At 73.8% G+C, this 22,064-nt stretch carries 21 protein-coding genes; 8 read left to right on the top strand and 13 right to left on the bottom strand.

The annotated features are described in order from the left end of the window. Positions 1-2: 2 nt before the first annotated feature. Both LWC33_RS13680 and LWC33_RS13675 read right to left on the bottom strand, forming a co-directional pair. Positions 3-278, bottom strand: coding sequence for a DUF4242 domain-containing protein (locus LWC33_RS13680; protein WP_233304741.1), 276 nt, complete (start codon positions 276-278; stop codon positions 3-5). Between the two features lie 124 nt (positions 279-402). Then, positions 403-5,994 carry a SpoIIE family protein phosphatase gene (locus LWC33_RS13675; RefSeq protein ID WP_233304740.1) on the bottom strand — a complete coding sequence of 1,864 codons (5,592 nt, stop codon included), beginning with the start codon at positions 5,992-5,994 and terminating at the stop codon, positions 403-405. 207 nt (positions 5,995-6,201) lie between these two features. Between LWC33_RS13675 and LWC33_RS13670 the strand changes: the two genes are divergently transcribed. From LWC33_RS13670 to LWC33_RS13660, 3 genes are all read left to right on the top strand, one after another. Then, positions 6,202-6,450 carry a hypothetical protein gene (locus tag LWC33_RS13670; RefSeq protein ID WP_233304739.1) on the top strand — a complete coding sequence of 83 codons (249 nt, stop codon included), beginning with the start codon at positions 6,202-6,204 and terminating at the stop codon, positions 6,448-6,450. Then, the gene (locus LWC33_RS13665) at positions 6,447-6,620 is read left to right on the top strand and encodes a hypothetical protein (protein ID WP_233304738.1); all 174 of its coding nucleotides are present in this window, start codon (positions 6,447-6,449) and stop codon (positions 6,618-6,620) included. Before LWC33_RS13670 ends, LWC33_RS13665 begins: the two co-directional genes overlap by 4 nt. 79 nt (positions 6,621-6,699) lie before the next feature. Continuing rightward, positions 6,700-7,077 (top strand): hypothetical protein, encoded by a 378-nt coding sequence (locus LWC33_RS13660; RefSeq protein ID WP_233304737.1) that lies wholly within the window; start codon positions 6,700-6,702, stop codon positions 7,075-7,077. A gap of 6 nt (positions 7,078-7,083) precedes the next feature. Here the strand turns inward: LWC33_RS13660 and LWC33_RS13655 are convergent, their stop codons facing one another. Further along, a complete protein-coding gene (locus tag LWC33_RS13655; RefSeq protein WP_233304736.1) occupies positions 7,084-8,019 on the bottom strand; it encodes an anti-sigma factor RsbA family regulatory protein in 936 nt (311 codons plus the stop codon). Then, entirely contained in the window at positions 8,016-8,783 is a 768-nt protein-coding gene (locus tag LWC33_RS13650) for an MEDS domain-containing protein (protein ID WP_233304735.1), read from the bottom strand. The genes LWC33_RS13655 and LWC33_RS13650 overlap by 4 nt, the downstream gene beginning before the upstream one ends. Before the next feature lie 152 nt (positions 8,784-8,935). On the opposite strand from LWC33_RS13650, the gene LWC33_RS13645 reads away from it, so the two are divergent. Beyond that, the gene (locus LWC33_RS13645; RefSeq protein ID WP_233304734.1) at positions 8,936-9,802 is read left to right on the top strand and encodes an LLM class flavin-dependent oxidoreductase; all 867 of its coding nucleotides are present in this window, start codon (positions 8,936-8,938) and stop codon (positions 9,800-9,802) included. Here LWC33_RS13645 and LWC33_RS13640 read toward each other — a convergent pair. From LWC33_RS13640 to LWC33_RS35990, 6 genes are all read right to left on the bottom strand, one after another. Next, entirely contained in the window at positions 9,780-11,006 is a 1,227-nt protein-coding gene (locus LWC33_RS13640) for an RNA polymerase sigma factor (RefSeq protein ID WP_233304733.1), read from the bottom strand. The genes LWC33_RS13645 and LWC33_RS13640 overlap by 23 nt on opposite strands. After that, positions 11,003-11,362, bottom strand: a complete 360-nt coding sequence (locus tag LWC33_RS13635) for a YciI family protein (RefSeq protein ID WP_233304732.1) — start codon at positions 11,360-11,362, stop codon at positions 11,003-11,005. The genes LWC33_RS13640 and LWC33_RS13635 overlap by 4 nt, the downstream gene beginning before the upstream one ends. Before the next feature lie 355 nt (positions 11,363-11,717). Then, positions 11,718-12,218, bottom strand: a complete 501-nt coding sequence (locus LWC33_RS13630) for a hypothetical protein (protein WP_233304731.1) — start codon at positions 12,216-12,218, stop codon at positions 11,718-11,720. Positions 12,219-12,322: 104 nt separating this feature from the next. Continuing rightward, positions 12,323-12,499 carry a hypothetical protein gene (locus LWC33_RS13625; RefSeq protein ID WP_233304730.1) on the bottom strand — a complete coding sequence of 59 codons (177 nt, stop codon included), beginning with the start codon at positions 12,497-12,499 and terminating at the stop codon, positions 12,323-12,325. Positions 12,500-12,552: 53 nt separating this feature from the next. Further along, the gene (locus LWC33_RS13620; RefSeq protein WP_233304729.1) at positions 12,553-13,050 is read right to left on the bottom strand and encodes a PaaI family thioesterase; all 498 of its coding nucleotides are present in this window, start codon (positions 13,048-13,050) and stop codon (positions 12,553-12,555) included. Between the two features lie 52 nt (positions 13,051-13,102). Further along, positions 13,103-13,912, bottom strand: a complete 810-nt coding sequence (locus LWC33_RS35990) for a helix-turn-helix domain-containing protein (RefSeq protein WP_233304728.1) — start codon at positions 13,910-13,912, stop codon at positions 13,103-13,105. A gap of 85 nt (positions 13,913-13,997) precedes the next feature. On the opposite strand from LWC33_RS35990, the gene LWC33_RS13610 reads away from it, so the two are divergent. Next, complete coding sequence (locus LWC33_RS13610) at positions 13,998-15,647, top strand: class I adenylate-forming enzyme family protein (protein WP_233304727.1); 1,650 nt, start codon at positions 13,998-14,000, stop codon at positions 15,645-15,647. Between the two features lie 36 nt (positions 15,648-15,683). Here LWC33_RS13610 and htpX read toward each other — a convergent pair whose 3' ends face one another. Both htpX and LWC33_RS35985 read right to left on the bottom strand, forming a co-directional pair. Beyond that, entirely contained in the window at positions 15,684-16,544 is an 861-nt protein-coding gene (htpX, locus tag LWC33_RS13605; RefSeq protein WP_233304726.1) for a zinc metalloprotease HtpX, read from the bottom strand. Between the two features lie 86 nt (positions 16,545-16,630). Continuing rightward, positions 16,631-17,125, bottom strand: a complete 495-nt coding sequence (locus tag LWC33_RS35985) for a PaaI family thioesterase (protein ID WP_233304725.1) — start codon at positions 17,123-17,125, stop codon at positions 16,631-16,633. Positions 17,126-17,163: 38 nt separating this feature from the next. Here LWC33_RS35985 and LWC33_RS13595 point away from each other — a divergent pair, with 38 nt between their 5' ends. The 3 genes from LWC33_RS13595 to LWC33_RS13585 all read left to right on the top strand — a co-directional run bounded on the left by LWC33_RS13595 (position 17,164) and on the right by LWC33_RS13585 (position 21,174). Beyond that, positions 17,164-17,922 (top strand): enoyl-CoA hydratase, encoded by a 759-nt coding sequence (locus LWC33_RS13595; protein WP_233304724.1) that lies wholly within the window; start codon positions 17,164-17,166, stop codon positions 17,920-17,922. A gap of 144 nt (positions 17,923-18,066) precedes the next feature. Continuing rightward, on the top strand, positions 18,067-20,037 hold the full coding sequence (locus tag LWC33_RS13590; RefSeq protein WP_233304723.1) for a 2-oxoacid:acceptor oxidoreductase subunit alpha: 1,971 nt from the start codon (positions 18,067-18,069) through the stop codon (positions 20,035-20,037). 72 nt (positions 20,038-20,109) lie between these two features. Continuing rightward, positions 20,110-21,174 (top strand): 2-oxoacid:ferredoxin oxidoreductase subunit beta, encoded by a 1,065-nt coding sequence (locus LWC33_RS13585; protein WP_233304722.1) that lies wholly within the window; start codon positions 20,110-20,112, stop codon positions 21,172-21,174. 160 nt (positions 21,175-21,334) lie between these two features. Here LWC33_RS13585 and LWC33_RS13580 read toward each other — a convergent pair whose 3' ends face one another. Continuing rightward, positions 21,335-21,997, bottom strand: coding sequence for a FadR/GntR family transcriptional regulator (locus LWC33_RS13580; RefSeq protein WP_233304721.1), 663 nt, complete (start codon positions 21,995-21,997; stop codon positions 21,335-21,337). Positions 21,998-22,064: the final 67 nt, after the last annotated feature.

Here is a 22,064-nt window from a genome sequence, read left to right as displayed (position 1 = left end):
TGTCAGGTGTCGGCGGTGTGCGGCCCGAACTCGGACGCCACCTCGACGACCAGGTCGGCGGGGAAGCCACCGCGGCGGGCGTGCTCGCGAACGGTCTCGGGGTCGTCGGTCTCGTGCAGGCAGTAGATCTTGTCGCCGGCCACGTAGCTGCGGTGCCAGGTGTAGGCCACCCCGAGGCCCTCCACCACGCAGTTGGAGGTGCAGGCGATCTCGCGGAGCTGCTCGGGGGTGAGCCCGGCCGCGCCGGGGACGGTGCGCTCGATCAGGAAGGTGGGCATGTCGTGTCTCCTCGTCCTCGGCGGCGGGACCGCCCCGCCGACCAGGAGAAACGGTAGGGACGCCGGCTGGTGCGCCGCGTCGGCGGAACCACCTATCCCGCGCCCACGGCTCCCCATCCCGGGCTCAGGCGCCGCCCAGCGGCGCGTCGCCGTCGAGCCCGGTCAGGGCGAGGACCCGGGCCACCGGCCCCGTCCCCGGCCGCTCGACCCGGAGCAGCAGGCCGCGGGCGCGGACGTCGGCGGCGAGGTCGACGAGCATGCCGATGCCCGCGCTGGGCAGGTACCCGACGCCGGTGAGGTCGAGAACCACCGCCTCGGCGGGGCCGGACGGGGCGAGGGCGGCCTCGAGCGGCTCGCGGACGTGGCCGATCCCGTCGAGGTCGAGGTCGCCGTGCAGGGCGAGCACCAGCCCGGTCCCGTCCCGGCGGACCGTCACCCCCGCCGGGGCGTGGGCGGCCGGGGCCGCGGCCGACGGCGCCACCGGCACGGGTTCGGAGGTCCGCTCGGCCGGCGGCAGCCGGAACGTCACCAGCGTGCCCTCCTCCGTCCGGCCGATCTCGACGTCGTCGGCGAGCGCCCGGATGAGGTCGAGGCCGCGCCCGCGGAAGCCCTTGTCGGCCGGCTCCGGCCGCCAGTGGCCGTGGTCGCGCACCGCGACCCGGATCCCGCCGTCCGCCTCGAGGTCCAGCGCGATGTCGAAGCCCTCGCTGCCCTCGGGTGCGCTGCTCCGGTAGGCATGGTCGACGGCGTTGGCGGCGGCCTCGCCGAGGGCGAGCTGCAGGTCCTCCAGCTGGAGCTTCGGCAGCGCCGCCTCCTCGGCCCAGCTCCGGACGTCGCCGCGCATCCCGCGCAGCACCTGGGGTGCCGCGGGGTAGCGGGCCTCCAGCGGGGCGGGCAGCAGCCGCACCGCGACGACCGCGATGTCGTCCGCGTGCCCGTGCCGCTCGACGACCTCCGCCAGCACGTGGTCCACCAGCTCGTCGGGGCTCTCGCCCGCCCGGCGCGCGGCCGCCTCCGCCAACCGTGCCAGGCCGTCGTCGACCACCTCGCCGCGCCGTTCGACCAGCCCGTCCGTGTAGAGCAGCAGCGTCGTGCCCGGGCGGATGGTCGTCCCGCCCTCGGTGAACGGCGAACGGCCGGGCAGCCCGAGCACCGGGCCGAGGGTGTCGTCGAGGTACCGCGCGCCCTCCCGATCGACCAGCAGCGGCGGCAGGTGCCCGGCCCGGGCCCAGCGGAGCGTGCCGGAGGCGCGGTCGAGCAGCATGCAGGCCGCGGTCGACGCGCGGGCGCCGGGGATCCAGGAGACGTGGGCGTCGAGGATCTCGAGCGCGGCGGCCGGCGAGTGTCCCTGGCGGAGGGCGCCGGAGAGCGCCACCCGCAGCTGTCCCATCACCGCGGCGGCGGCCGGCCCCTGCCCGACGACGTCGCCGACGGACAGGGCGATCCGGTCGTCGTCGACGGCGAAGACGTCGTACCAGTCGCCGCCGGCCTGGACCCCGGCCGCGCCGGGCCGGTACCGGGTCGCGGTGCGGAGCCGGGCGAAGGGCCGCGGCTCCGGCGGCAGCAGGCTGCGCTGCAGGACGGCCGCGATCTCGTGCTCGGCCTCGTGCAGCCGGGCCCGGTCGAGCGCCTGCGCGCACTGCTCGGCCACGGTCAGCAGCGCGGCGCGGGCCTCGTCGGAGAGCTCCGGGCCGCCGTCGGGGAACCGCAGGCCGAGCACGCCGAGCGGGGTCCCGCCGAGCGAGAGCGGCACGGCGACCTGGTCCGGCAGCTCGCCGCCGCCCTCGTCGAGCCGACGGTCCGACCAGGCGTGCGAGGACCGGGTCCCGACCCACACCGGCTCGCCCGTGCGGGCGGCGTAGGCCAGCGGCCGGGGGACGTCCGCGGCCAGCCAGCGGACCGGGTTGGGCGGGAAGGCGGCGAGCACCTCAAGCTGGTCGCCGCGACGCACCGCGACGACGGCGGACGACGCCCCGATCTCCTCGGCGTGGCCCAGGATCACCTCCGCGACCTCGGCCGGCCGCGCCGAGCCGGACAGCGCCGAGACGACCCGGCTGAACTTCTCGGCGGCCAGCCGCGCGTCGCTCTCGGCGGCGAGCAGCTCGGCCCGCTGCAGTGCCAGCGCGCTCTGCTCGGCGAGCGAGACCGCGGCCGCCCGCTCGGTCGCCGCCAGCCGCCGCGGCTCGACGAACCCGAGCGCCACGACGCCGATGCAGCGCCCCGCCACCAGCAACGGGACGACCGCCGCGCCCGAGTAGCCGTACTCCTCGCGGATGAGCCGGTGCAGGTGCGGGTAGTCGCGGTCCCAGTCCTCGGCGGCCTCCACCCACACGGGCGTCCCGCGACGCACCGCGTCGGTGACGGGCGCGTTCGCCTCCTCGGGCACGCTCGCCCAGTCCCGCTGTACCGCGGGCGGCCACCCGACGGAGTGCAGCAGCTCCAGCGTGCCCGAGCCGCGGATCTCCCACAGCGCCACCGACGACGTCTTGAGCAGCTGCGCGAACTGCGCGACCGCCGTCTGCGCCACGCGGCCAGGGGTCGCCGCGGCCGACAGCGCGGCGGTCGCCTCCTGCAGCAGCGTCAGCCGGTGGCTGGTGTCCTGCTCGCTCTCGAACAGCTGCGCGTTGTCGATCGCGGTGGCCGCGCGCCGCCCGATCTCCTCCAGCAGGGCCAGGTCCAGCGCGTCCTGCGGCGCCGAGGCCCCCGTGCGCGCGGTCGCCAGCACCCCGCCGACCCGGCCGCGGGCCGCCAGCGGGACGAGCGAGACGCTCCGCAGGTCGAGCCGGCGCCGCACGTCCTGCTGCTCCGGGTCGGCCGAGGCACCCACGATGTAGCTCTCGTCGACGGACGCGGTGGCGGGGCGGCCGTCGGCGAGCACCTCGTCGGCCCACGGGGAGGCGGCGTCGAGCCGGGCGAGGTCGGCCTCGTGCGCCGCGTCCCGTGCCGCGAGCGCGACCACCCGGGGAACGCCCGTCTCGTCGACGACGATCAGCCGGACCAGGTCGGCGACCCCCTCGTCGACCAGCACCCGGGCGAGCACCCGCCGTCGGCCGGCGACCGTGGCTTCCCGCTCCAGGGCGCCGCCCAGCACACCGAGGACGCGCTGGCGCTCCTGCTCCCGGTACCGGTCGTCGATGTCGAGGCAGCCGCCGACGTACCCGCGCTCCTCCGCCGCCGGGTTCAGCGGGGCGCCCCGGTCGAGCACCCAGCGGTAGCTGCCGTCGGCGCGGCGCAGCCGGTACTCGACCTCGAACACGCCGCCCGCCGCGGCGGCGCGGCGTTCGTCGTAGCCGGCCAGGTCGTCGGGGTGGATCCGGGCGCGCCAGCCGGTGCCGAGGTCCACGTCGCCGCCGCCGGTGTACTCCCGCCAGGCCTTGTTGACGAAGAGCCGGCCTCCGTCGGCGCCGTCCGCCCAGATCAGGGCCGGTGTGGCGTCCGCGAGCGCCCGGAAGCGGCGCTCCGCATCGGCACGCGCCCGGCCGAGCCGCAGGTGCCCGTCGACGCGGGCGAGCAGCTCGCGGGCCGCGAAGGGTTTGGTCAGGTAGTCGTCGGCGCCGAACGCGAGCCCCTCGACGGCAGCCTCCTGCCCCGCCCGCGCCGACAGCAGCAGCACCGGGACGCGCGCGGTGCGCGGGTCGGCGCGCAACGCGTGGAGCAGGGCCATCCCGTCGAGCTCGGGCATCATCACGTCGGACACGACGAGGTCCGGCGGGTCCGCGAGCACCGCCTCGAGCGCGGCCCGGCCGTCCGCCACGACCTCCACCGCGTACCGCGACGCGAGCAGCCGGTGCAGGTAGTCCCGCATGTCGGCGTTGTCGTCGGCGACGAGCACCCGGCCGCCCACCACGGTCGGGGCCGGCACCGAGCCGTCGACCGGCTCCTCGGTGTCGTTCGGCAGCCAGCGCAGGGCCTCGGCGACGAACGGCTCGACGGACGACGAGGCGGGCCACGAAATGTGCTGCGATTCCTCGGGCGCCGCCACCCGCTCCACGGGCAGGTGTGCCGTGCCGAGCGGAACGGTGACGGTGAACGTGGTGCCGACGTCGGGGGTGCTCTCCGCGCCGACCGTGCCGCCGTGCAGCGCGGCCAGCTCCCGCACCATCGCCAGCCCGATCCCGCTGCCCTCGGCGGACCGCGACCGCGTGCCGGTGATCCGGTGGAAGCGCTCGAACAGCCGGGCCATCTCGGCCGCCGGGATGCCGACGCCCGTGTCCGTCACGGTGAGCTCGGCGGCGCCGTCGACCTCCCGCAGCCGGACCGTGATCACGCCCTCGAACGTGAACTTCAGCGCGTTCGACAGCAGGTTGAGGACGACCTTCTCCCAGCTGTCCCGGTCGACGTGCACCGGCCGGGACAGCGGCGGGCAGTCGATCACGAGCTCGAGCCCGGCGTGCTCGATCGCGGAGCGGAACGCCCCGGCCAGCTCGGCGGTGAACACCGCGAGGTCCAGCGGCTCGAAGCGGGCCTCGATCCGGCCGGCCTGCAGCCGCGAGTAGTCGAGCAGGCTGTTCACCAGCCTGCCCAGCCGCAGCCCGTTGCGGTGGATCACGTCGAGCTCGGTGCGCAGCCGCTCCGGGCCGATCCCGTCCGTCGCCCGCAGCTCCTCGACCGGCCCCATGATCAGCGTGAGCGGTGTGCGGAACTCGTGGCTGACGTTGGAGAAGAAGTCCGTCTTCGCGCGGTCGAGCTCGGCCAGCGCCTCGGCCCGGTGCCGCTCGGTCTCGTACGCGCGGGCGTTGAGCAGGCCCGAGGCGATCTGCGCGACCAGCAGCTCGACGAACCCGCGGTACCCCTCGTCGTAGCGGCGGTAGGGGTTGAGGCCCACGACCACGAAGCCGGTCACGTCCTCGGCCCCGAGCGGCACGACCACGGCCTCGGTCGGCGGCCGGTCCCACTCCCCGGTGGGCAGCCTCGCGAACCGCGCGCCGAGGTCGTCGACCACCGCGGTGCGGCCCGCCCGCGCCTCCTGGAGCGGCCACGGACCGTCCGGCCCGGTCCGCTCCGGCGCCGCGGGGGCGCCGACCTCGATCCCGGCCGCGCACGCGAGCCGGGCCCCGCCCTCGTCGTCGAACAGGTAGACGAGGGAGAACGGCAGGTCGCGGGTGCTGGTGCCGAGCAGGTCGCAGGCGGCGTCGAGCACCGCACGCTCGGTGCGTGCGGTGGTGACGGCGGCGGACAGCGCACGCAGGGTCGACATCCGGCGCTCGCCGAGGACCCGGTCGGTGTTCTCGGTGACGACGCAGAGGAAGCCCGGGATCTCCCCGCTGTCGTCGGCGAGCGGGCTGTAGGAGAACGTGTGGTAGGTCTCCTCCGGGTAGCCGGAGCGCTCCAGGATCAGCAGCAGGTCCTCGTCCCAGGTCGCCTCGCCGGTCTCCAGCACGGAGACGATGCGCGGGCCGATGTCCTCCCAGATCTCGGCCCACACCTCGCGGGCGGGCCGCCCGATCGCCCACGGGTGCTTGGCCCGCAGCGTGTCCCGCTGGTAGGCGTCGTTGTAGAAGAAGGCGAGCTCGGGGCCCCAGCCCATCCACATCGAGAACCGGGAGCCGAGCAGGATCCGCACGACGTTGCGCAGCGCCGAGGGCCAGGTGTCCGGCGTGCCGACCGACGTCGCGGCCCAGTCCCAGCCCGCCATGATCCGGCCGAGCTCGCCGCCGCGCACGAAGATGCTCTCCTGCGCGGCCTGCGGGCGCAGGGTCTCGCCGGGGCGGGTCATCGACTGCTCCGTTCCGACGTCGATCCGTTCCGGAGTCGCAGCGTAACCGGATCCGACGACCGCGGCGCAGGCCTCACGCCCGTCTCCGACGGGGCCGGGTCGAAGTTTCGCGGCCGGACGCATGGAACGCCCCGGAACGGGTACCTGCCCTCGCCGGTCGACCCCAGTCGCCGGTCGGACGAGGCAGGTCAGGGAGCAGGTGACGCCGTGCCGGACGGTGACGAGTGGCGGGCCATCGCGGCGCTCGCGGGCAGGAGCGGGAAGGTCGACCCCCGGGGCGAGCTCGCCGGCGCGGCCGTGATCCTCGTGGTGGCCGTGGCGCTCGCGGTCGCGGGGCTGCTGTCCTTGAACCTCGGGCTCCTGGTCGGGGCCGTGATCGTGGGCACCGCGGGCGCGATCTGGTGGGGCGAGGCGCGCCGGAAGCAGGCCAAGGAGCGGGCAAGGAGGCATCCGTGACCGAATCGCACGACGACCGGACGCCCGGGGACGACCCGGTGCGCCCGTTCCCCGAGCAGGAGGACCCGGAGGCGCTGGACTCCGACCCGGCCGAGGTGCCGCGCCCCGGCGCCCCGAGCATGCCGATGGAGCCCGGTGAGGAGCACGGCCGGGAGCACGGCGAGGACTGACCCGCGACCGCCGGACGAGGTGTTCCCGGCGCGCTCCCGGGTACGTCGCCGCCGTCACCGACGCCGGAGGAGTGCCCGAATGACCACGAGCAGCAGGACCGCGACGCCGATGCGCCGGATCGTGGCCGGCGTTCTCGCCGGGGTCGCCGCGCTCGCCCTGGCCGGCTGCGTGGGCGGGTCCCGCAGCGGCAGCGACCAGCCGGGCGTGGACAACACCGTGACCGCGGCGCCCAACCAACCGCTCAAGACCTCGATCAGCTCGTCGTCGGAGAAGGACCTGGCCGCGGCCCTGCGCACGAACGGGGTCGACGACCCGGAGAACTGGGCCCACATCCTGGTGCAGTACAAGCCCTACCCCGCCGGGGCCGAGGGGACGCAGAAGATCCAGCAGGTGCTGCAGCAGTTCAAGGCCTCCCCGGAGGTGGCGGCGAAGATCACGAACGCAGTCCAGCCCTGACCCGGCTCAGGACGGCCCGGCGGTCATCCGCACCGTGAAGCCCCCGGCCCCGCGGTGCAGGGTCACCTCCCGGTCCAGCTGGTGGGCCATCCAGAGGCCCAGTCCCGCCGTTGCGCTGCCCTTGGCCGGCAGCAGCCCCGCGTAGGGGTCGCTCGGCCCGGGGCCCGTGTCGGTCACCGTGACCACGGTCCGTTCGCCGGTCCACAGCGCGACCCGCACCGGCGGGACGCCATGCACCCAGGCGTTGTCCACGACCTCGCTCAGCGCCAGGACCAGGTCCTCCAGCTCGTCGCGGTCCAGCAGGGGCGCGGTGCCGAGCAGGGCGTGCCGGGCCGCGGCCGGGCTCGGGTCGTCGAGGACGAGGACGGCCGGCCCCGGCTCGGCGGGCAGCGGCGCTCGCATGCGTTCGGTCAGCACCTCCTCGGGATCGACGAAGCCCGGGTTGGGCCGGCGCGTGCCGTCCGGCCCGACCAGGTGGGGGTGGGTGCGGACGACGTCGTCGATGATCGCCCGCGGGGTCACCCGGGTGTCGTAGGAACACAACGACCAGACCGGGAGGGCGGCGAAGGCCTGGTTGACCGCCGCCTCGTAGCGCACCCACCCGCTCCACGCCGCGACGTGATGGGGCACGTTCCCGACCAGGCGGACCTGCGGCACCCCGGCCCGGAACGCCTCGGCGAACTGCTCCCGGTACGTCCGGATGGCCGACGCGGGGGTTCGGTACTGCTCGGCCCGGGACAGCCAGCTCACCCCGGCGCCACGCGGCAGGGCGCGCCGCAGCAGGGCCGACTCGTGCTCGGCCAGCGCGACGATCGTGGGCTCGCCGGCCGCCACGCCCTCCCGCACGAAGGGCGCGACCACCGCCAGGAACTCCTCGTCGGCGCCGTGCAGGACCACCTCGTGGTGGTACCGGTCCGTTCCCGACGCCGGCCCGGCCCTCATGTGGTCGTACCGATGGTGTCGACGGTCGTACCGACGGTGTCGACGCGGATGCGGGCGAGCCCGAGCAGCGCGGCCATCCGCCCGACGACGGCCGGGGCGTCGCGCAGGGCGACGACGGCCTCCTCGCGGTGGCCCAGCTCGTCGAGCAGGAGGAGCCCGCGGTGGTCGAGGAAGCCGAGCTCCGCGGCGTCGACGACCAGCTCGTCGCCACGGGGGGCGAGCTCGGCGCGGTCGAGCGTGCGGGCGAGCAGCTCGCGAGCGGTGCGGTCGATCTCCCCGCCGAGCACGGCGTCGACCCCGTCGCGGGCGAAGAAGCGGAACGGGGTGGCCCCCGGACTGGCGGCCGGGTGCACGCAGGCGAGCTCGGCGAGGGCCGCCACGCCCAGGACCTCGCGGTCGTAGGCGCAGACCGCGGAGAAGGGGTGCCGGGTCATGAAGCGATCGATGCGCTGCTCGTAGCGGGCGAACGCGTCCCGCTGCGCGGTGGTGCGCACCAGCGTGGTGATCTCGGCGGCCACGCGCAGGCCGGTGAACCCGTCGGCCACGGCGGCGTTGGTCGCGGCCGCGTAGGTGCGGACCTGGGCCTCGGGCTCGACGACCGCGTCGGCGCCGTACACCGACCGCACCGCGACGACCTCGACGGCACCCGGCCGCACCCCGGCCCCGAGCTCCGCGGCGACCCCGGCCAGCTCCGCGGCCGAGGCTGCATGCCTCCCCGGGTACGACTGCCCCTCCTGCGCGGTACCCGTTGCGCCGCGGACCACACGGCGGGCCGTAGGGCTCGACAACCGGAACGTAGTTCCGTATGTTCGGCGGAACGATGTTCCGGATCCGCTCGCTTCGGGCGGACCTCCCTCGGGAAGGGGCGAGCCATGAAGTACTGCACTCTCTGTTGCGGCGATGAGGAGCGACGTCGATGAGCGCGAGTGTCGGGATCGCGACCGCCCCGATGCAGGTCGGCTACCAGGACGTCCTGCGGGTGTGGCGCGAGGCCGACGCGATCCCCGAGATCGAGCACGCCTGGCTGTTCGACCACCTCCTGCCGATCGGCGGCGACCCGGACGGCCCGATCTTCGAGGGGTGGACGCTGCTCGCGGCGCTCGCCGCGCAGACCCGGCGGCTGCGTCTCGGGCTGCTGGTGACCAGCAACCGCTTCCGGCCGCCCGCGATGCTGGCGAAGATCGCGACGACGGTCGACGTCGTCTCCGACGGGCGGCTGGACTTCGGGATCGGCGTCGGGTCCCGCCCCGGCCATCCCCTGGCCCGGCGCGAGTACGAGGCCCATGGCCTGCCCTTCCACGACACCGCCCACGCCGTCGGCAGTCTCGCGGAGGCGTGCACGGTGATCCGGCGGTTGTGGACCGAGGACGAGCCGTTCGACTTCGACGGCAGCTACGTGCAGCTGCGCGGGGCCTTCGGCAACCCGAAACCGGTGCAGCGTCCCCATCCGCCGATCATGATCGGCGGGCGCGCGGCTGCGACGCTGCGCGTGGTGGCCGAGCACGCCGACCTGTGGAACATCCCGGGCGGCGACATCGCCGACTGCGCGCGCCGCAGCGCGCTGCTGGACCGGTACTGCGCGGAGATCGGCCGGGACCCCGCCTCGATCGTCCGCTCGATCCACCTGCCGGTCTCCTACGAGCGGCCGGACACCACCCGGAAGGCGATCGACGAGGCGCTCGACGCCGGCTTCGGGCACGTCGTCCTCGGCCTGCCCAACCCCTACCCGGACGGCGTCGCCCGCTGGGTCGCGGACGAGATCATCCGCCCGTCGGCCCGGTAGCCCGGTCGCGACGCCGGCGCAGCTGCGCGGCCTGGGTCGGGTCCTGTGGGAGGGCGAGGGCGGCGTCGTAGGCCGCGTGGGCCGCGGCGTGATCGCCCAGCCGGCCGAGGAGCTCGGCCCGGGCGGCGTGCCGCAGGGGGTAGCGCTCCAACCCCGCGACGGCGTCGACCGCGGCCAGGCCGGCGGCGGGCCCGTCCCGCTCGGCCAGGGCGGCCGCCCGGTTCAGCCGGACGACCGGCGTGTCCTCGACCTCCACCAGCACGTCGTACCAGGAGACCACCGCCGCCCAGTCCGTGTCCGCCCAGGTCGGGGCGAGGGCGTGGCAGGCCGCGATCGCGGCCTGCACCACGTAGGGATCGGGCCGGTCCGGGCTGCGGCGCAGGCCCTCCCCGACCAGCAGCACGCCCTCCTCGATCAGGTCCCGGCGCCACCGGGAACGGTCCTGGTCGGCGAGCAGCACGGGCAGGCCGGCGGTGTCGCGCCGGGCCTCCCGGCGCGAGTCCGTGAGCAACTCGAGGGCGAGCAGGCCGAGCACGGACGCCTCCCCCGGCATCAGCTCGCGCAGCAGCCGGGTGAGCCGGACCGCCTCCTCGACGAGGGTGGGGCGGACCTCGCCGACCGGGTCGTATCCCTCGGTGAACAGCAGGTAGACGGTGGCGAGCACGCCGCGCAGCCGGTCGGGCAGCTCGTGGTCGTCGGGGACGCGGTACGGGATCGCGGCCTTCGCGATCTTCTGCCGCGCCCTGGTCAGCCGCTTCGCCATCGTCTCCTCGGGCACGAGCAGCGCCTGCCCGACCTCGGCGACCGACAGCCCGCACAGCGTGCGGAGGGCCAGCGCCACCTGTGTCTCGTGCGCGAGCGCGGGGTGGCAGCAGACGAAGATCAGCCGGAGCAGGTCGTCGCGCACGATCTCGGGCGGGGGCGGGTCCTCGGGCACCACGGCGAGTGCCTCCTTCCCCGGCCGCACGGCCTCCCGGCGGAGCAGGTCGATCGCGCGGCGCCTGGCCGTCAGGGTGAGCCAGGCCCGGGGCTGCTCGGGCACGCCGTCGCGCGGCCAGGTCTCCAGGGCGCGCAGCACCGCGTCCTGCACCGCGTCCTCGGCGAGCGGGAGGTCGCCGAGCTGCCGGACGAGCGTGGCCAGCACCCGGCGGCCCTCGTCGCGCACGAGGCGGACGAGGACCGCGCGGGCCGGCCCGTCGGTCACCCGCCCTGCGACCCGAAGTCGATCACCGGTCGCACCTCGACCGCGCCGTCCCACGAGCCGGGGATCTGCGCGGCCCACTTGACCGCCTCGTCGAGGTCGGCGCACTCGAACAGGTAGAAGCCGGTCAGGGCCTCCTTGGTCTCGGCGTAGGGCCCGTCCGTCGTGAGGACGTCGCCGCCCTTGCCGCCCTGCACGCGCACCGTGGTCGCGGTGCCGGTCTGGTAGAGCGCGGCGCCGCCGCGGATCACGGCGGCCGCCACCTGCCCGAACTCGCCGTACTCCTTCATGACGTCCGCGAACTCCGGTCGGGTCCAGTCGACGTCGGCGTTGTAGATGAGGGCTGCGTACTGAGGCATCGGATCCTCCTGGATCTCCTCGCGCCGGCGGGATCCGGCGTCACCCGAGGGACGAACAGGGGACCGCCCGCCGGGACAGTCGCTCCCGGAATTCTTCCGCCGACTTCCGGGCCCCACCAGACCCTCGCCCCCCGACGCCCTTTCGTGACGCGTTCCTCCGCCCCGGCAGCGCGAGTCGGCACTTCCCGTAGCGCGAGTCGGCAGTTCGGGTAGCGCGAGTCGGCAGTTCGGGTAGCGCAAGGCGACAGTTCCGGCAGCGCAAGGCGACAGTTCCGGCAGCGCGAGTCGGCAGTTCGGGCAGCGCGAATCGGCAGTTCCTGTCGGGCCGCCGGCCGTGATCAGCCGTGACGGCCGCTCAGCCGACGTGCCCGGTCACCGTGATGCTGTCGACCTCCAGCTCCGGCGCCGTGGTGCTGCCGCCGAGGGCGGTGTCGTAGCTCGCCGCACCCTCGACGGTCACCTCGGCCGTGAAGAGGTCGCCCTCGACGACCGGGTCGAGGTCGCGCCCGCTGCCGGTCAGGATCGTGTTCGTCCCGGAGATCGAGTCCTCCTGCGGGACCGCGTCGACCTCGGCGCGGAAGCGCTTCGTGCCGGTCGTGCTGTCGAACTGCGTGACCAGGCCGTGGACCACCACCCGCTCGCCCGAGTGCGCCTCCGGGTCCTTCGCGATCAACGCCCAGTCCCGGGCGGTCAAGGACCGCGCCGGCTCCTCGACGAACGGCGACGGCGCCGACCCGAGGTTCACGACGACCCCCACCGCCACCACGACGAGCAGCCCGAGGACGGCGACGGCCAGGACGATCGTGCGGCCGCGGCGGCGCGGACGGGCAGGGGTGGGCTCGGTCGAGAAGGTCATGGCGGCTCCGGGCGGTCTCGAGGGCTGCGCCTCACCCATCGGCCGGACGGAGCAGGGCATTACACCCGAATCCGAACTCCGACCCGAATGCGCCTGAACCGGCCCTACTTCGCCCCGAACTCCGCCTTCACCTCGGCCCGCCAGGCCGTGTAGTCCTCGCCGCCCGCGAGCCCGAGGGCGCCGATGCAGTCGCCGCAGCGGCCGACGATCCGCAGCAGGGCGACCTGCCCGCACCGGACGCAGGTCTGCGGGAGGGCGGTGGAGGTGTCGTCGTCTGCCACGCGACGAGTCTGCCGCATCGGCCCGCCTGCGGATCACCCGCAGGGCGGCGCGCTCAGCGGAAGATCATGCAGCTGGAGCTGCCCTCGGCGAGCAGGCGGCCCGTGGCGTCGCGCAGGTCGGCGCGGGCGAGGGCGGTGCTGCGGCCGCCGTGCACGACCCACCCCGTCGCACGGACGAGCCCGGTGTCGGTGGTGATGCGGCGCAGGAACTTCACGTCCAGGTCGAGGCTGGTGTAGCCGACGTCGGCGGGGAGCGTGGTGTGCACCGCGCAGCCCAGCGCGGAGTCCAGGAGGGTCGCGTAGACGCCGCCGTGGACCGAGCCGAGCGGGTTGTAGTGGTGGTCGCCGGGCTGCATCGTGAACACGGCGCGACCCTCCCCGACCGACTCCAGCTCGAAGCCCAGCAGGCCGGCGATCGGCGGCGCGGGCAGCTCGCCGGTCAGCACCGCCCGCATGACGGACAGTCCGTCCATCCCGGCGGCCGCGGCCATGCCGGCCGGGTCCTCCCAGCGGTGGGTGCGTTCGTTCAGGGCGGGCTGGACGTCCGTCATCGGCTCCTCCTCGGTCGTGTCCCTCCACCATAGCTGGATAGCGCAGAGAAACCTAGGCGCCGACCGGCTCCTCCCGCCGGCGGCAGGCCTGGGCGTACGCGACCGGCGTCAACCCGATCGCCGCACCGAAGTCCCGGATGAAGTGCGACTGGTCGAAGTACCCGAGCTCCGCGGCCACCTCCGCCCAGGGCCGGTCCTGCTCCTCGGCCAGCCGCGCCGCGGCCTCGTGCAACCGGTAGCGGCGCAGCACGAACTTCGGACTCACCCCGACGTACCGCGCGAACAGCCGTTGCAGGGTCCGGGCCGGGATGCCGAACCGCTCGACGATGTCCTCGACGCGCGCCACCTCCCGGGCGCGCAGCAACGCCGCGACGATCCGCCCGACGAGCTCGACCTGCGGATCCGGCTCCGGCCACCGCGAGCGCAGGAACCCCTCCATCTGCGCGATCAGCTCGGGCACGGGCCCCGTCATGCGCGCGGCCAGCTCGTCGGCCGGCGGACCCCACAGCCGGGCAGCGGGCAGCGTGACGTCCGTGATCGTGGAGACCGGGCGCCCGAGGAAGGGCAGGAACGCACCCGGACGGAACTTCGTGCCGAAGACCCGGCCCTCGTCGGTGTAGGCGTAGGTGAACCGCTCCCGGCCCACCCCGGCGACCGCGAGCATCCCGCGGTCGAGCACCACGTTGACGCACGGCTGCGGCAGCAGCGTGACCGACGCCCGCCGCCCCGGCGGCAGCCCCCACGTGACCACCCAGTGCCGCTCGACCAGCTCGGCGAGGTCCGGCGACGGCGGGTACCGGTCGAGCCGGAAGTCGACGTCCCGCACGCCCAGGATGCCGTACTCGCTGGTGGTCGACTGCACGCGCACAGCATGCCGCGACCCCCCGACAGAATTGCGCGACCCAGCGGAAGTGACAGGAGTCACACCGCGCGGTTCACTGTCGTCCATGACCACCTACGCGGACCGCCCCTGGCTCGCCCGGTACGACGAGGGCGTCCCGGCCGACGTCGAGCCGGAGTTCCCCTCCGCCCTCGCGATGTGGCGGGCGACCGCGAAGGCGAGCCCCGAACGCCCGTTCCTCCACTACTTCCACACCAGCCACACCGGCGGCGAGGTCGACGCGGACTCCGACGCGCTCGCGGCCGGCCTGGTCGCGCTCGGCCTCGAACCGGGCGACCGCGTGGCCGTGTACCTGCAGAACGTGCCCCAGTGGGCCGTCGTGATGCTCGGCGTGTGGAAGGCCGGCGGGATCGTCGTCCCGGTCAACCCGATGCTGCGCGAGCGTGAGCTGCAGGTGATCCTCGCCGACTCGGGCGCCTCGGTCCTCGTCGCACTGGAGTCGTTGCACCCCGTGGCGTTGCAGGTCCAGCCGTCCACCGCGGTCCGCACCCTGGTGACCACCTCGGAGCTCGACCCCCTCGGCGACGACGTCGTCCCCGGCCTGCTGGCGGGCAGCTGTCGCCAGCGCCCCGCCAGCGCCGTCGACCTGCGGGACCTGATCGCGCAGCACGCGGGCGACCCGCCGCCCGCGGTACCCGAGCCGGGCCCCGACGACGTCGCGTTCCTCACCTACACGTCGGGCACGACCGGCCCGCCGAAGGGCGCGACCAACACGCACCGCAACGTCGTCTTCAACGCCATGACCTACCGGGACTGGATCCATCTCGGTCCCGACGACGTGATCCTCGGCGTGGCCCCGCTCTTCCACATCACCGGACTGATCGGCCACCTCGCCGTCGCGGCGCTGACCGGCGCGCCCGTGGTGCTGGCCTTCCGGTTCGACGCCGGCACCGTGCTCGAGCTGGTCGAACACTGGCGGGCGACCTTCGTCGTCGGCGCGATCCCCGTGTTCATCGCGATGATGGAGCACCCGGACGCGACGGCCCGCGACCTCTCCTCGCTGACGAAGGTCTACAGCGGCGGCGCGCCCGTCGCCCCGGCGGTCGTGGAGGCCTTCGAGCGCAAGGTCGGCCCGTACATCCACAACGCCTACGGCCTCACCGAGACCACCTCGCCGAGCCACGTCGGGCCGTTCGGCGCCCGCGCGCCCGTTGACCCGACCTCGGGCGCGCTGTCGGTGGGGGTCCCGGTCGCGAACACCGTGGTCCGGGTGATCGACGACGACGGCCGCGAGCTGCCCGTCGGCGAGGTCGGCGAGATCGTGATCCGGGGCCCGCAGGTGGTGCCCGGCTACTGGAACAAGCCGGAGGAGACCGCGCACGCGCTGCCGGACGGCGAGCTGCGCACCGGCGACGTCGGCTTCATGGACGCCGACGGCTGGTTCTACCTCGTCGACCGCAAGAAGGACCAGATCAACGCGGGCGGCTACAAGATCTGGCCGCGCGAGGTCGAGGACGTGCTGTACGGGCATCCGGCGATCCGGGAGGCGGCGGTGGTCGGGGTGCCGGACGCCTACCGCGGCGAGACCGTGAAGGCCGTCGTGTCGCTCAAGGCCGGCGCTGAGCTGCAGCCCGACGAGCTGATCGCGTTCGCCCGGGAACGCATGGCCGCCTACAAGTACCCGCGGATCGTGGAGGTCGTCAACGAGCTCCCGAAGACGGTGAGCGGCAAGATCCTGCGCCGCGAGCTGCGTTGACCCGCTGTGCGCGGTGGGTCGGCCGACCGCGCACGGTCAGCGCCGGGCCATCTCCTGCAGCCGCCGGATGCGGTCCTCGATCGGCGGGTGCGTGGAGAACCACTTCGCCATCTGGTCGCCGGGCCGGAACGGGCTCGCGATCATCAGGTGCGACTGCGACACGAGCTGCGGTTCGGGCGGCAGCGGCGCGAGCGCGGTGCCGTACTCGAGCTTGTGCAGCGCCGACGCGAGCGCGAGCGGATCCCCCGTCAGCTCCGCGCCCGACGCGTCGGCCTGGTACTCCCGCGACCGGCTCACGGCCATCTGCACGACGCCCGCCGCGATCGGGCCGAGCAGCGCGATCAGGATGGCGGCCAACGGGTTCGCCCGGTCCTCGTCGCCCCCGCCGAAGAGCCCGGCGAACAACGCCATGTTGGCCAGGAAGCTGATCATCGACGCCATCGCACCGGCGACGCACGAGATCAGGATGTCGCGGTTGTAGACGTGGCTGAGCTCGTGCCCCAGCACCGCGCGGAGCTCGCGCTCGTCGAGCAGCTCGAGCAGGCCGGTGGTGGCACAGACCGCGGCGTTGCGCGGGTTGCGGCCGGTGGCGAAGGCGTTGGGCGCGTTGGTCGGGCTGATGTAGAGCTGCGGCATCGGCTGCCGCGCGCGCTGGCTCAGCTCGCGCACGATCCGGTACAGGCCCGGTGCCTCCGCCTCGGTGACCGGCCGCGCGTGCATGGCCCGCAGCGCGAGCTTGGCGGAGTTGAAGTAGGCGTAGCCGTTCATGGCGAGGGCGACGAGCAGGGCGATGATCAGCCCGGTCCGGCCCGCCACCAGGCCCCCGACGACCAGGACGAGCGCGCTCATCCCGCCCAGCAGGACCGCCGTCTTCAGCCCGTTCAGGTGACCGTGCACCGCCTCGCCGCTCCTTCCGCTGGTATCTGTCGGGTCAACGACCGGCCGGGAGGCGGTGTTCCGGTCGGACCCGCTTCACAGCGGACTCACGGGTTCACGGCGCGCACGGCGGTCCCGTCGAAGTGGTCGCGGCGGATGTCGATGAACAGCCCGCGGCCCTCGGCGGCGACCGGCCCGTCGGGCCCGTCGAGCCGGGCCGTGCCCGTCGTCCAGGTCTTGCGGCCCTCGCGCTCCTCGACCCGCGCCCAGAGGTACAGCTGCGTGCCGACGGGGATCGGCGTGCGGTAGCTCGTGGTCAGTTCCGCGGTCACGGCCGGGCGGCCGAAGAAGGCCTGCAGCGCACCCATGGTCTCGTCGAGCGCCGCGGCCACGACACCCCCGTGGACCAGTCCGGGCCCGCCCTGTTGCCAGTGCCGCACGTCGAGCACCGAGGTGACGGTCAGGTCGTCGCCCGCGACGAAGGTCAGGTGCAGCCCGGGCTCGACGTCACCGCAGCCGAGGCACCCCTCGTGGTGGCGGCGCACCTTCTCCCCGGGCAGGGGGGCGCGGTCGTGCGGTGTCGGGCGGTCGTTCACGGTCACCGGCGGACGGTAACCCGGCGGGATGTCAGGATCACCCCATGACCACCGAAGTCCGCACGACGGTCGAGGACGGCGTCGCGCTGCTCACACTCTCCAACCCGGCTCGCCGCAACGCGATGAACCTCGAGCTGTCCGAGAAGCTCGTCGCCGCGCTCGACGCGGCGGTCGCCGACCCCGCGGTGGGCGCCGTGGTGATCACGGGCGAGCCGCCCGCCTTCTGCGCCGGCGGCGACCTGTCCGAGCTGCAGGGGGCCGACCCCGCGCGGCTCAAGACCGTCTACTCCGGGTTCCTCGCCGTGGCGGAGTGCCCGCTGCCGACCGTGGCCGCGGTCAACGGCGCGGCCGTCGGCGCGGGCCTGAACCTGGCCCTGGCGTGTGATCTGCGTCTCGCCGGGCCCGGTGCGAAGTTCGACGCCCGGTTCATGCAGCTCGGCCTGCACCCCGGCGGCGGCTACACCTGGATGGTCGACCGTGCGCTCGGCACCCAGGGCGCCAAGGCCCTGACCCTGTTCTGCGACGTCCTCGACGCGGTCGAGGCCGAGCGCGTCGGCCTGGTCTGGCGCCGGTACGACGACGACGCCGCGCTCCTCGCCGGGGCCAAGGAGCTGGCCGGTCGGGCCGCCGCCGCACCGCGGTCGCTGATCGAGACCACCAAGGCCACCATGCGCATCACCTCGGGGGCGATCTCGCACGCCGAGGCGGCGGAGATCGAGGTCAGGGCACAGGCCGCATCCGTACACTCGGAGGAGTTCCGGGAGCGCGTCACGGCGCTCCAGGCACGCATCAGCAAGCGGTAGGGGCGGCCGCATCCTGGCGCCGTTCCGCCCGGACGAACGGAGACCATGTGACGTCGCACTGGGGCCGGGGACACCGCGCGCTACCGGGCGTTAATCTCGTCCGGACATTTGTGTTCCCGAGCCGAACCGGGGAATGACCTCGACATGACGTCCAACGAGACCGCCGTCACGCCGTCCGGCGGCGAGCACGATGTCATCACGAAGGACCGGGTGGTCATCCGGTTCGCGGGTGACTCCGGCGACGGGATGCAGCTCACCGGTGACCGGTTCACCTCGGAGACCGCGACCTTCGGCAACGACCTGTCGACCCTGCCGAACTTCCCGGCCGAGATCCGCGCGCCCGCCGGCACCCTGCCCGGCGTGTCGTCGTTCCAGCTGCACTTCGCCAACTACGACATCCTGACCCCGGGTGACCGGCCGGACGTGCTGGTGGCGATGAACCCGGCTGCGTTGAAGGCGAACATCGGCGACCTGCCGCACGGCGCGGTGCTGATCGTGAACACCGACGAGTTCACGAAGCGCAACCTGACCAAGGTCGGCTACGAGCAGAGTCCCCTCGAGGACGACTCGCTGGCCGATTTCCAGGTCCACGAGGTCGCCATGGCCACCCTGACTCGGGGTGCGCTGGAGGAGACCGGGCTGTCGAAGAAGGACGCCGAGCGGGCGAAGAACATGTTCGCCCTGGGCCTGCTGTCGTGGATGTATCACCGCCCGCACGAGGGCACCGAGCGGTTCCTGCGGGAGAAGTTCGCCCGCCGCCCCGAGCTGGCCGAGGCCAACATCCTGGCCTTCCGGGCCGGGCACGCCTACGGCGAGACCACCGAGGCGTTCGCGGTCACCTACGAGGTCGCCCCGGCCAAGCTCGAGCCGGGCACCTACCGGCAGATCACCGGCAACACCGCGATGGCCTACGGCCTGGTCGCGGCCGGGCAGACCACCGGGCTGCCGGTGTTCCTCGGCAGCTACCCGATCACCCCGGCCTCGGACATCCTGCACGAACTCTCGAAGCACAAGGCCTTCGGCGTCACCACCTTCCAGGCCGAGGACGAGATCGCCGGCGTCGGCGCCGCCCTCGGCGCCAGCTTCGGCGGCGCGCTGGGGGTGACCACCACCTCCGGTCCGGGGATCTCGCTGAAGTCGGAGACCATTGGTTTGGCGGTGGCGCTGGAGCTGCCGCTGCTGGTGATCGACGTGCAGCGCGGCGGGCCCTCGACGGGTCTGCCGACCAAGACCGAGCAGGCCGACCTGCTGCAGGCGATGTACGGGCGCAACGGCGAGGCCCCGCTGCCGATCATCGCGCCGCGCTCGCCCGGGGACTGTTTCCACGCCGCGGTCGAGGCCGCCGCGATCAGCGTCCGCTACCGCACCCCGGTGATCGTGCTGTCCGACGGGGCACTGGCCAACGGCTCCGAGCCGTGGAAGGTCCCGGACGCCTCGACCCTGGAGTCGGTGGACCCGGAGTTCGCGACCGAGCCGAACGCCCCGGACGGGTCCGGGGAGTTCTGGCCGTATCTGCGCGACTCGGAGACCCTGGCCCGGCCGTGGGCGATCCCGGGCACTCCGGGGCTGGAGCACCGGGTGGGTGGGCTGGAGAAGGCCGACGGGCGCGGGTCGATCTCCTACGACCCGGACAACCACGACCGGATGGTCCGGCTGCGCGAAGCCAAGATCGACGGCATCGAGGTGCCCGACCTGACCGTCGAGGACCCCTCCGGGGAGGCCGACGTGCTCGTCCTGGGCTGGGGCTCGACCTACGGGCCGATCGTCGCCGGGGCGCGCCGCGTGCGGAACCTGGGCCACAAGATCGCCACCGCGCACCTGCGGCACCTCAACCCCATGCCGGCCAACCTCGGCGAGGTCCTCGCGTCCTACCGCACCGTGCTGGTGCCGGAGATGAACCTCGGCCAGCTCGCGCTGCTGCTGCGCGGCAAGTACCTCGTGGACGCGAAGTCCTACACCAAGGTGTCCGGGCTGCCGTTCAAGGCCGAGGAGCTGCAGGACGTGTTCCTCGACTACCTGACCGGCACCCACCCCAACACCACCGGCACGAGCACAGACGCCACCGCCGGCACGAACGGCTCCGGCAACGGGGCCTCTCTGGGAGTCCAGGCATGAGTACCGCCGACGTACTTCTTCCCGCGGAGGCGAAATGAGCACCGCCGACGTACTTCTTCCCGCGGAGGCGAAATGAGCACCGACCTGGGTCTGCCGTCGATCGGCGGCGGGCTGGACCTCGTCCCGACCACCGACGCCAAGCAGACCGCCAAGGACTACACCTCCGACCAGGAGGTCCGCTGGTGCCCCGGCTGCGGCGACTACGCCGTGCTCGCCGCGGTGCGCCAGTTCCTCCCCACCCTGGGCATCAAGCGCGAGAACACCGTGTTCGTCTCCGGGATCGGCTGCTCGAGCCGCTTCCCCTACTACCTGAACACCTACGGGATGCACTCCATCCACGGCCGCGCCCCGACCATCGCCACCGGCCTGGCCGTCTCTCGCCCGGACCTGTCGGTGTGGGTCGTGACCGGGGACGGCGACAGCCTCTCGATCGGCGGCAACCACCTGATCCACGCGCTGCGCCGCAACGTCAACCTCAAGATCCTGCTGTTCAACAACCGGATCTACGGGCTGACCAAGGGCCAGTACTCGCCCACCAGCGAGGTCGGGAAGGTCACCAAGTCCACCCCCATGGGCTCGCTGGACCACCCGTTCAACCCCATCTCACTGGCCCTCGGCGCCGAAGCGTCGTTCGTCGGGCGGGCGCTGGACTCCGACCGCAAGGGCCTCACCGAGGTCCTCGGCGCCGCCGCGGCCCACCGCGGGTCGGCGCTGGTGGAGATCTTCCAGGACTGCCCGATCTTCAACGACGGCTCCTTCGACCTGCTGCGCAAGCCGGAGACCAAGGACCAGCGCCTCGTCCCGGTCCGGCATGGCGAGCCGATCACCTTCGGGCCCGAGGACGACACGTTCGCCGTGGTCCAGCGCGGGTTCCGGCTCGAGGTCGTCAAGGCCGCCGACGTGGACCCGGTGGAGATCATGGTCCACGACGCGCGCAACCACGAGCTGGCCTTCGCCCTCTCGCGGCTGTCCGACCAGGACCTCAACCACACCGTCACGGGCATCTTCCGCAACGTCGACCGCACCACCTACGACGACGCCGCCCGCGCCCAGGTCCAGCAGGCCAAGGACAACAACCCCAACGCCGACCTGCAGGCCCTGCTCAACGGCCGCGACACCTGGACGATCGCCGGCTGACGCCTGCTTTCACCGCACCGGACCGGCGACGGCCCGACTCCCCTCCGGAGTCGGGCCGTCGCCCTTTCCGAGGGTGCCGACCCGGTGCCCGTCGCCGTGCTCAATCCGGTCCTCGGTGGTGTCCTCGGTGCCGCCCTCGGTGCTGCCCGCGGTGCCGCCCTCAGTGCCGCCCGAGCAGGTTGTCCGAGACGTGTTCGAGGTGCCGGCGCATCCCCGCCTCGGCGGACTCCGGGTCGCGATCGCGCAGCGCCTCGACGATCGCCGTGTGCTCCTCGTGGTAGCAGCGGCGCCGTTCCGGACTGGACGTGCGGCGCTTGAGGGTGCCCCACACCGGAAGGGCACGGGCGGTGGTCAGCACGTCGAACATGTTCATCAGCAGGCCGTTGTGGGCAGCGCTGGCGATGGCGCGGTGCAGCCGCGCGTCCCAGGACTCGAAGCCCTCGAAGTCCTCGCTGGCGCCCCCGCCGGCGAGACTCTCGCCGATCCGGTCGAGATCGGCCTGGGTGGCCACCCGCGCAGCCAGCGCGGCGACCCCGGGCTCGAGCAGCAGCCGGACCTGCATGATCTCCGCCGGGCTCGTGTCGGCCGGCGCGCCGTCGACCTGCTGGACCGCGGCCTCGGTCAGGAAGGTGCCGCGCCCGACGTGCCGGATCACCACACCGTCGCGCTCGAGTGTTTCCAGGGCCCGGCGGATCGCCGACCGCGGGACGGCGAGCTGCTCGACCAGGGCCCGCTCGGTCGGCAGCTTCGAGCCGGGCCGGAGGCTGCCGTCCTGGGCGCCCTCGGTCAGCAGGGCACGCAGGGACTGCTCGACCGTCTCCATCGCCCCACCTTACCCGTCGAGCAGAACCAATCAAGACCAATAGTGCACGGATCGAACCTGCCGAAAT

The organism is Pseudonocardia terrae (assembly GCF_021343995.1).
GTDB lineage: Bacteria > Actinomycetota > Actinomycetes > Mycobacteriales > Pseudonocardiaceae > Pseudonocardia > Pseudonocardia terrae.
This window is presented reverse-complemented; position numbering and strand designations above follow the sequence as displayed.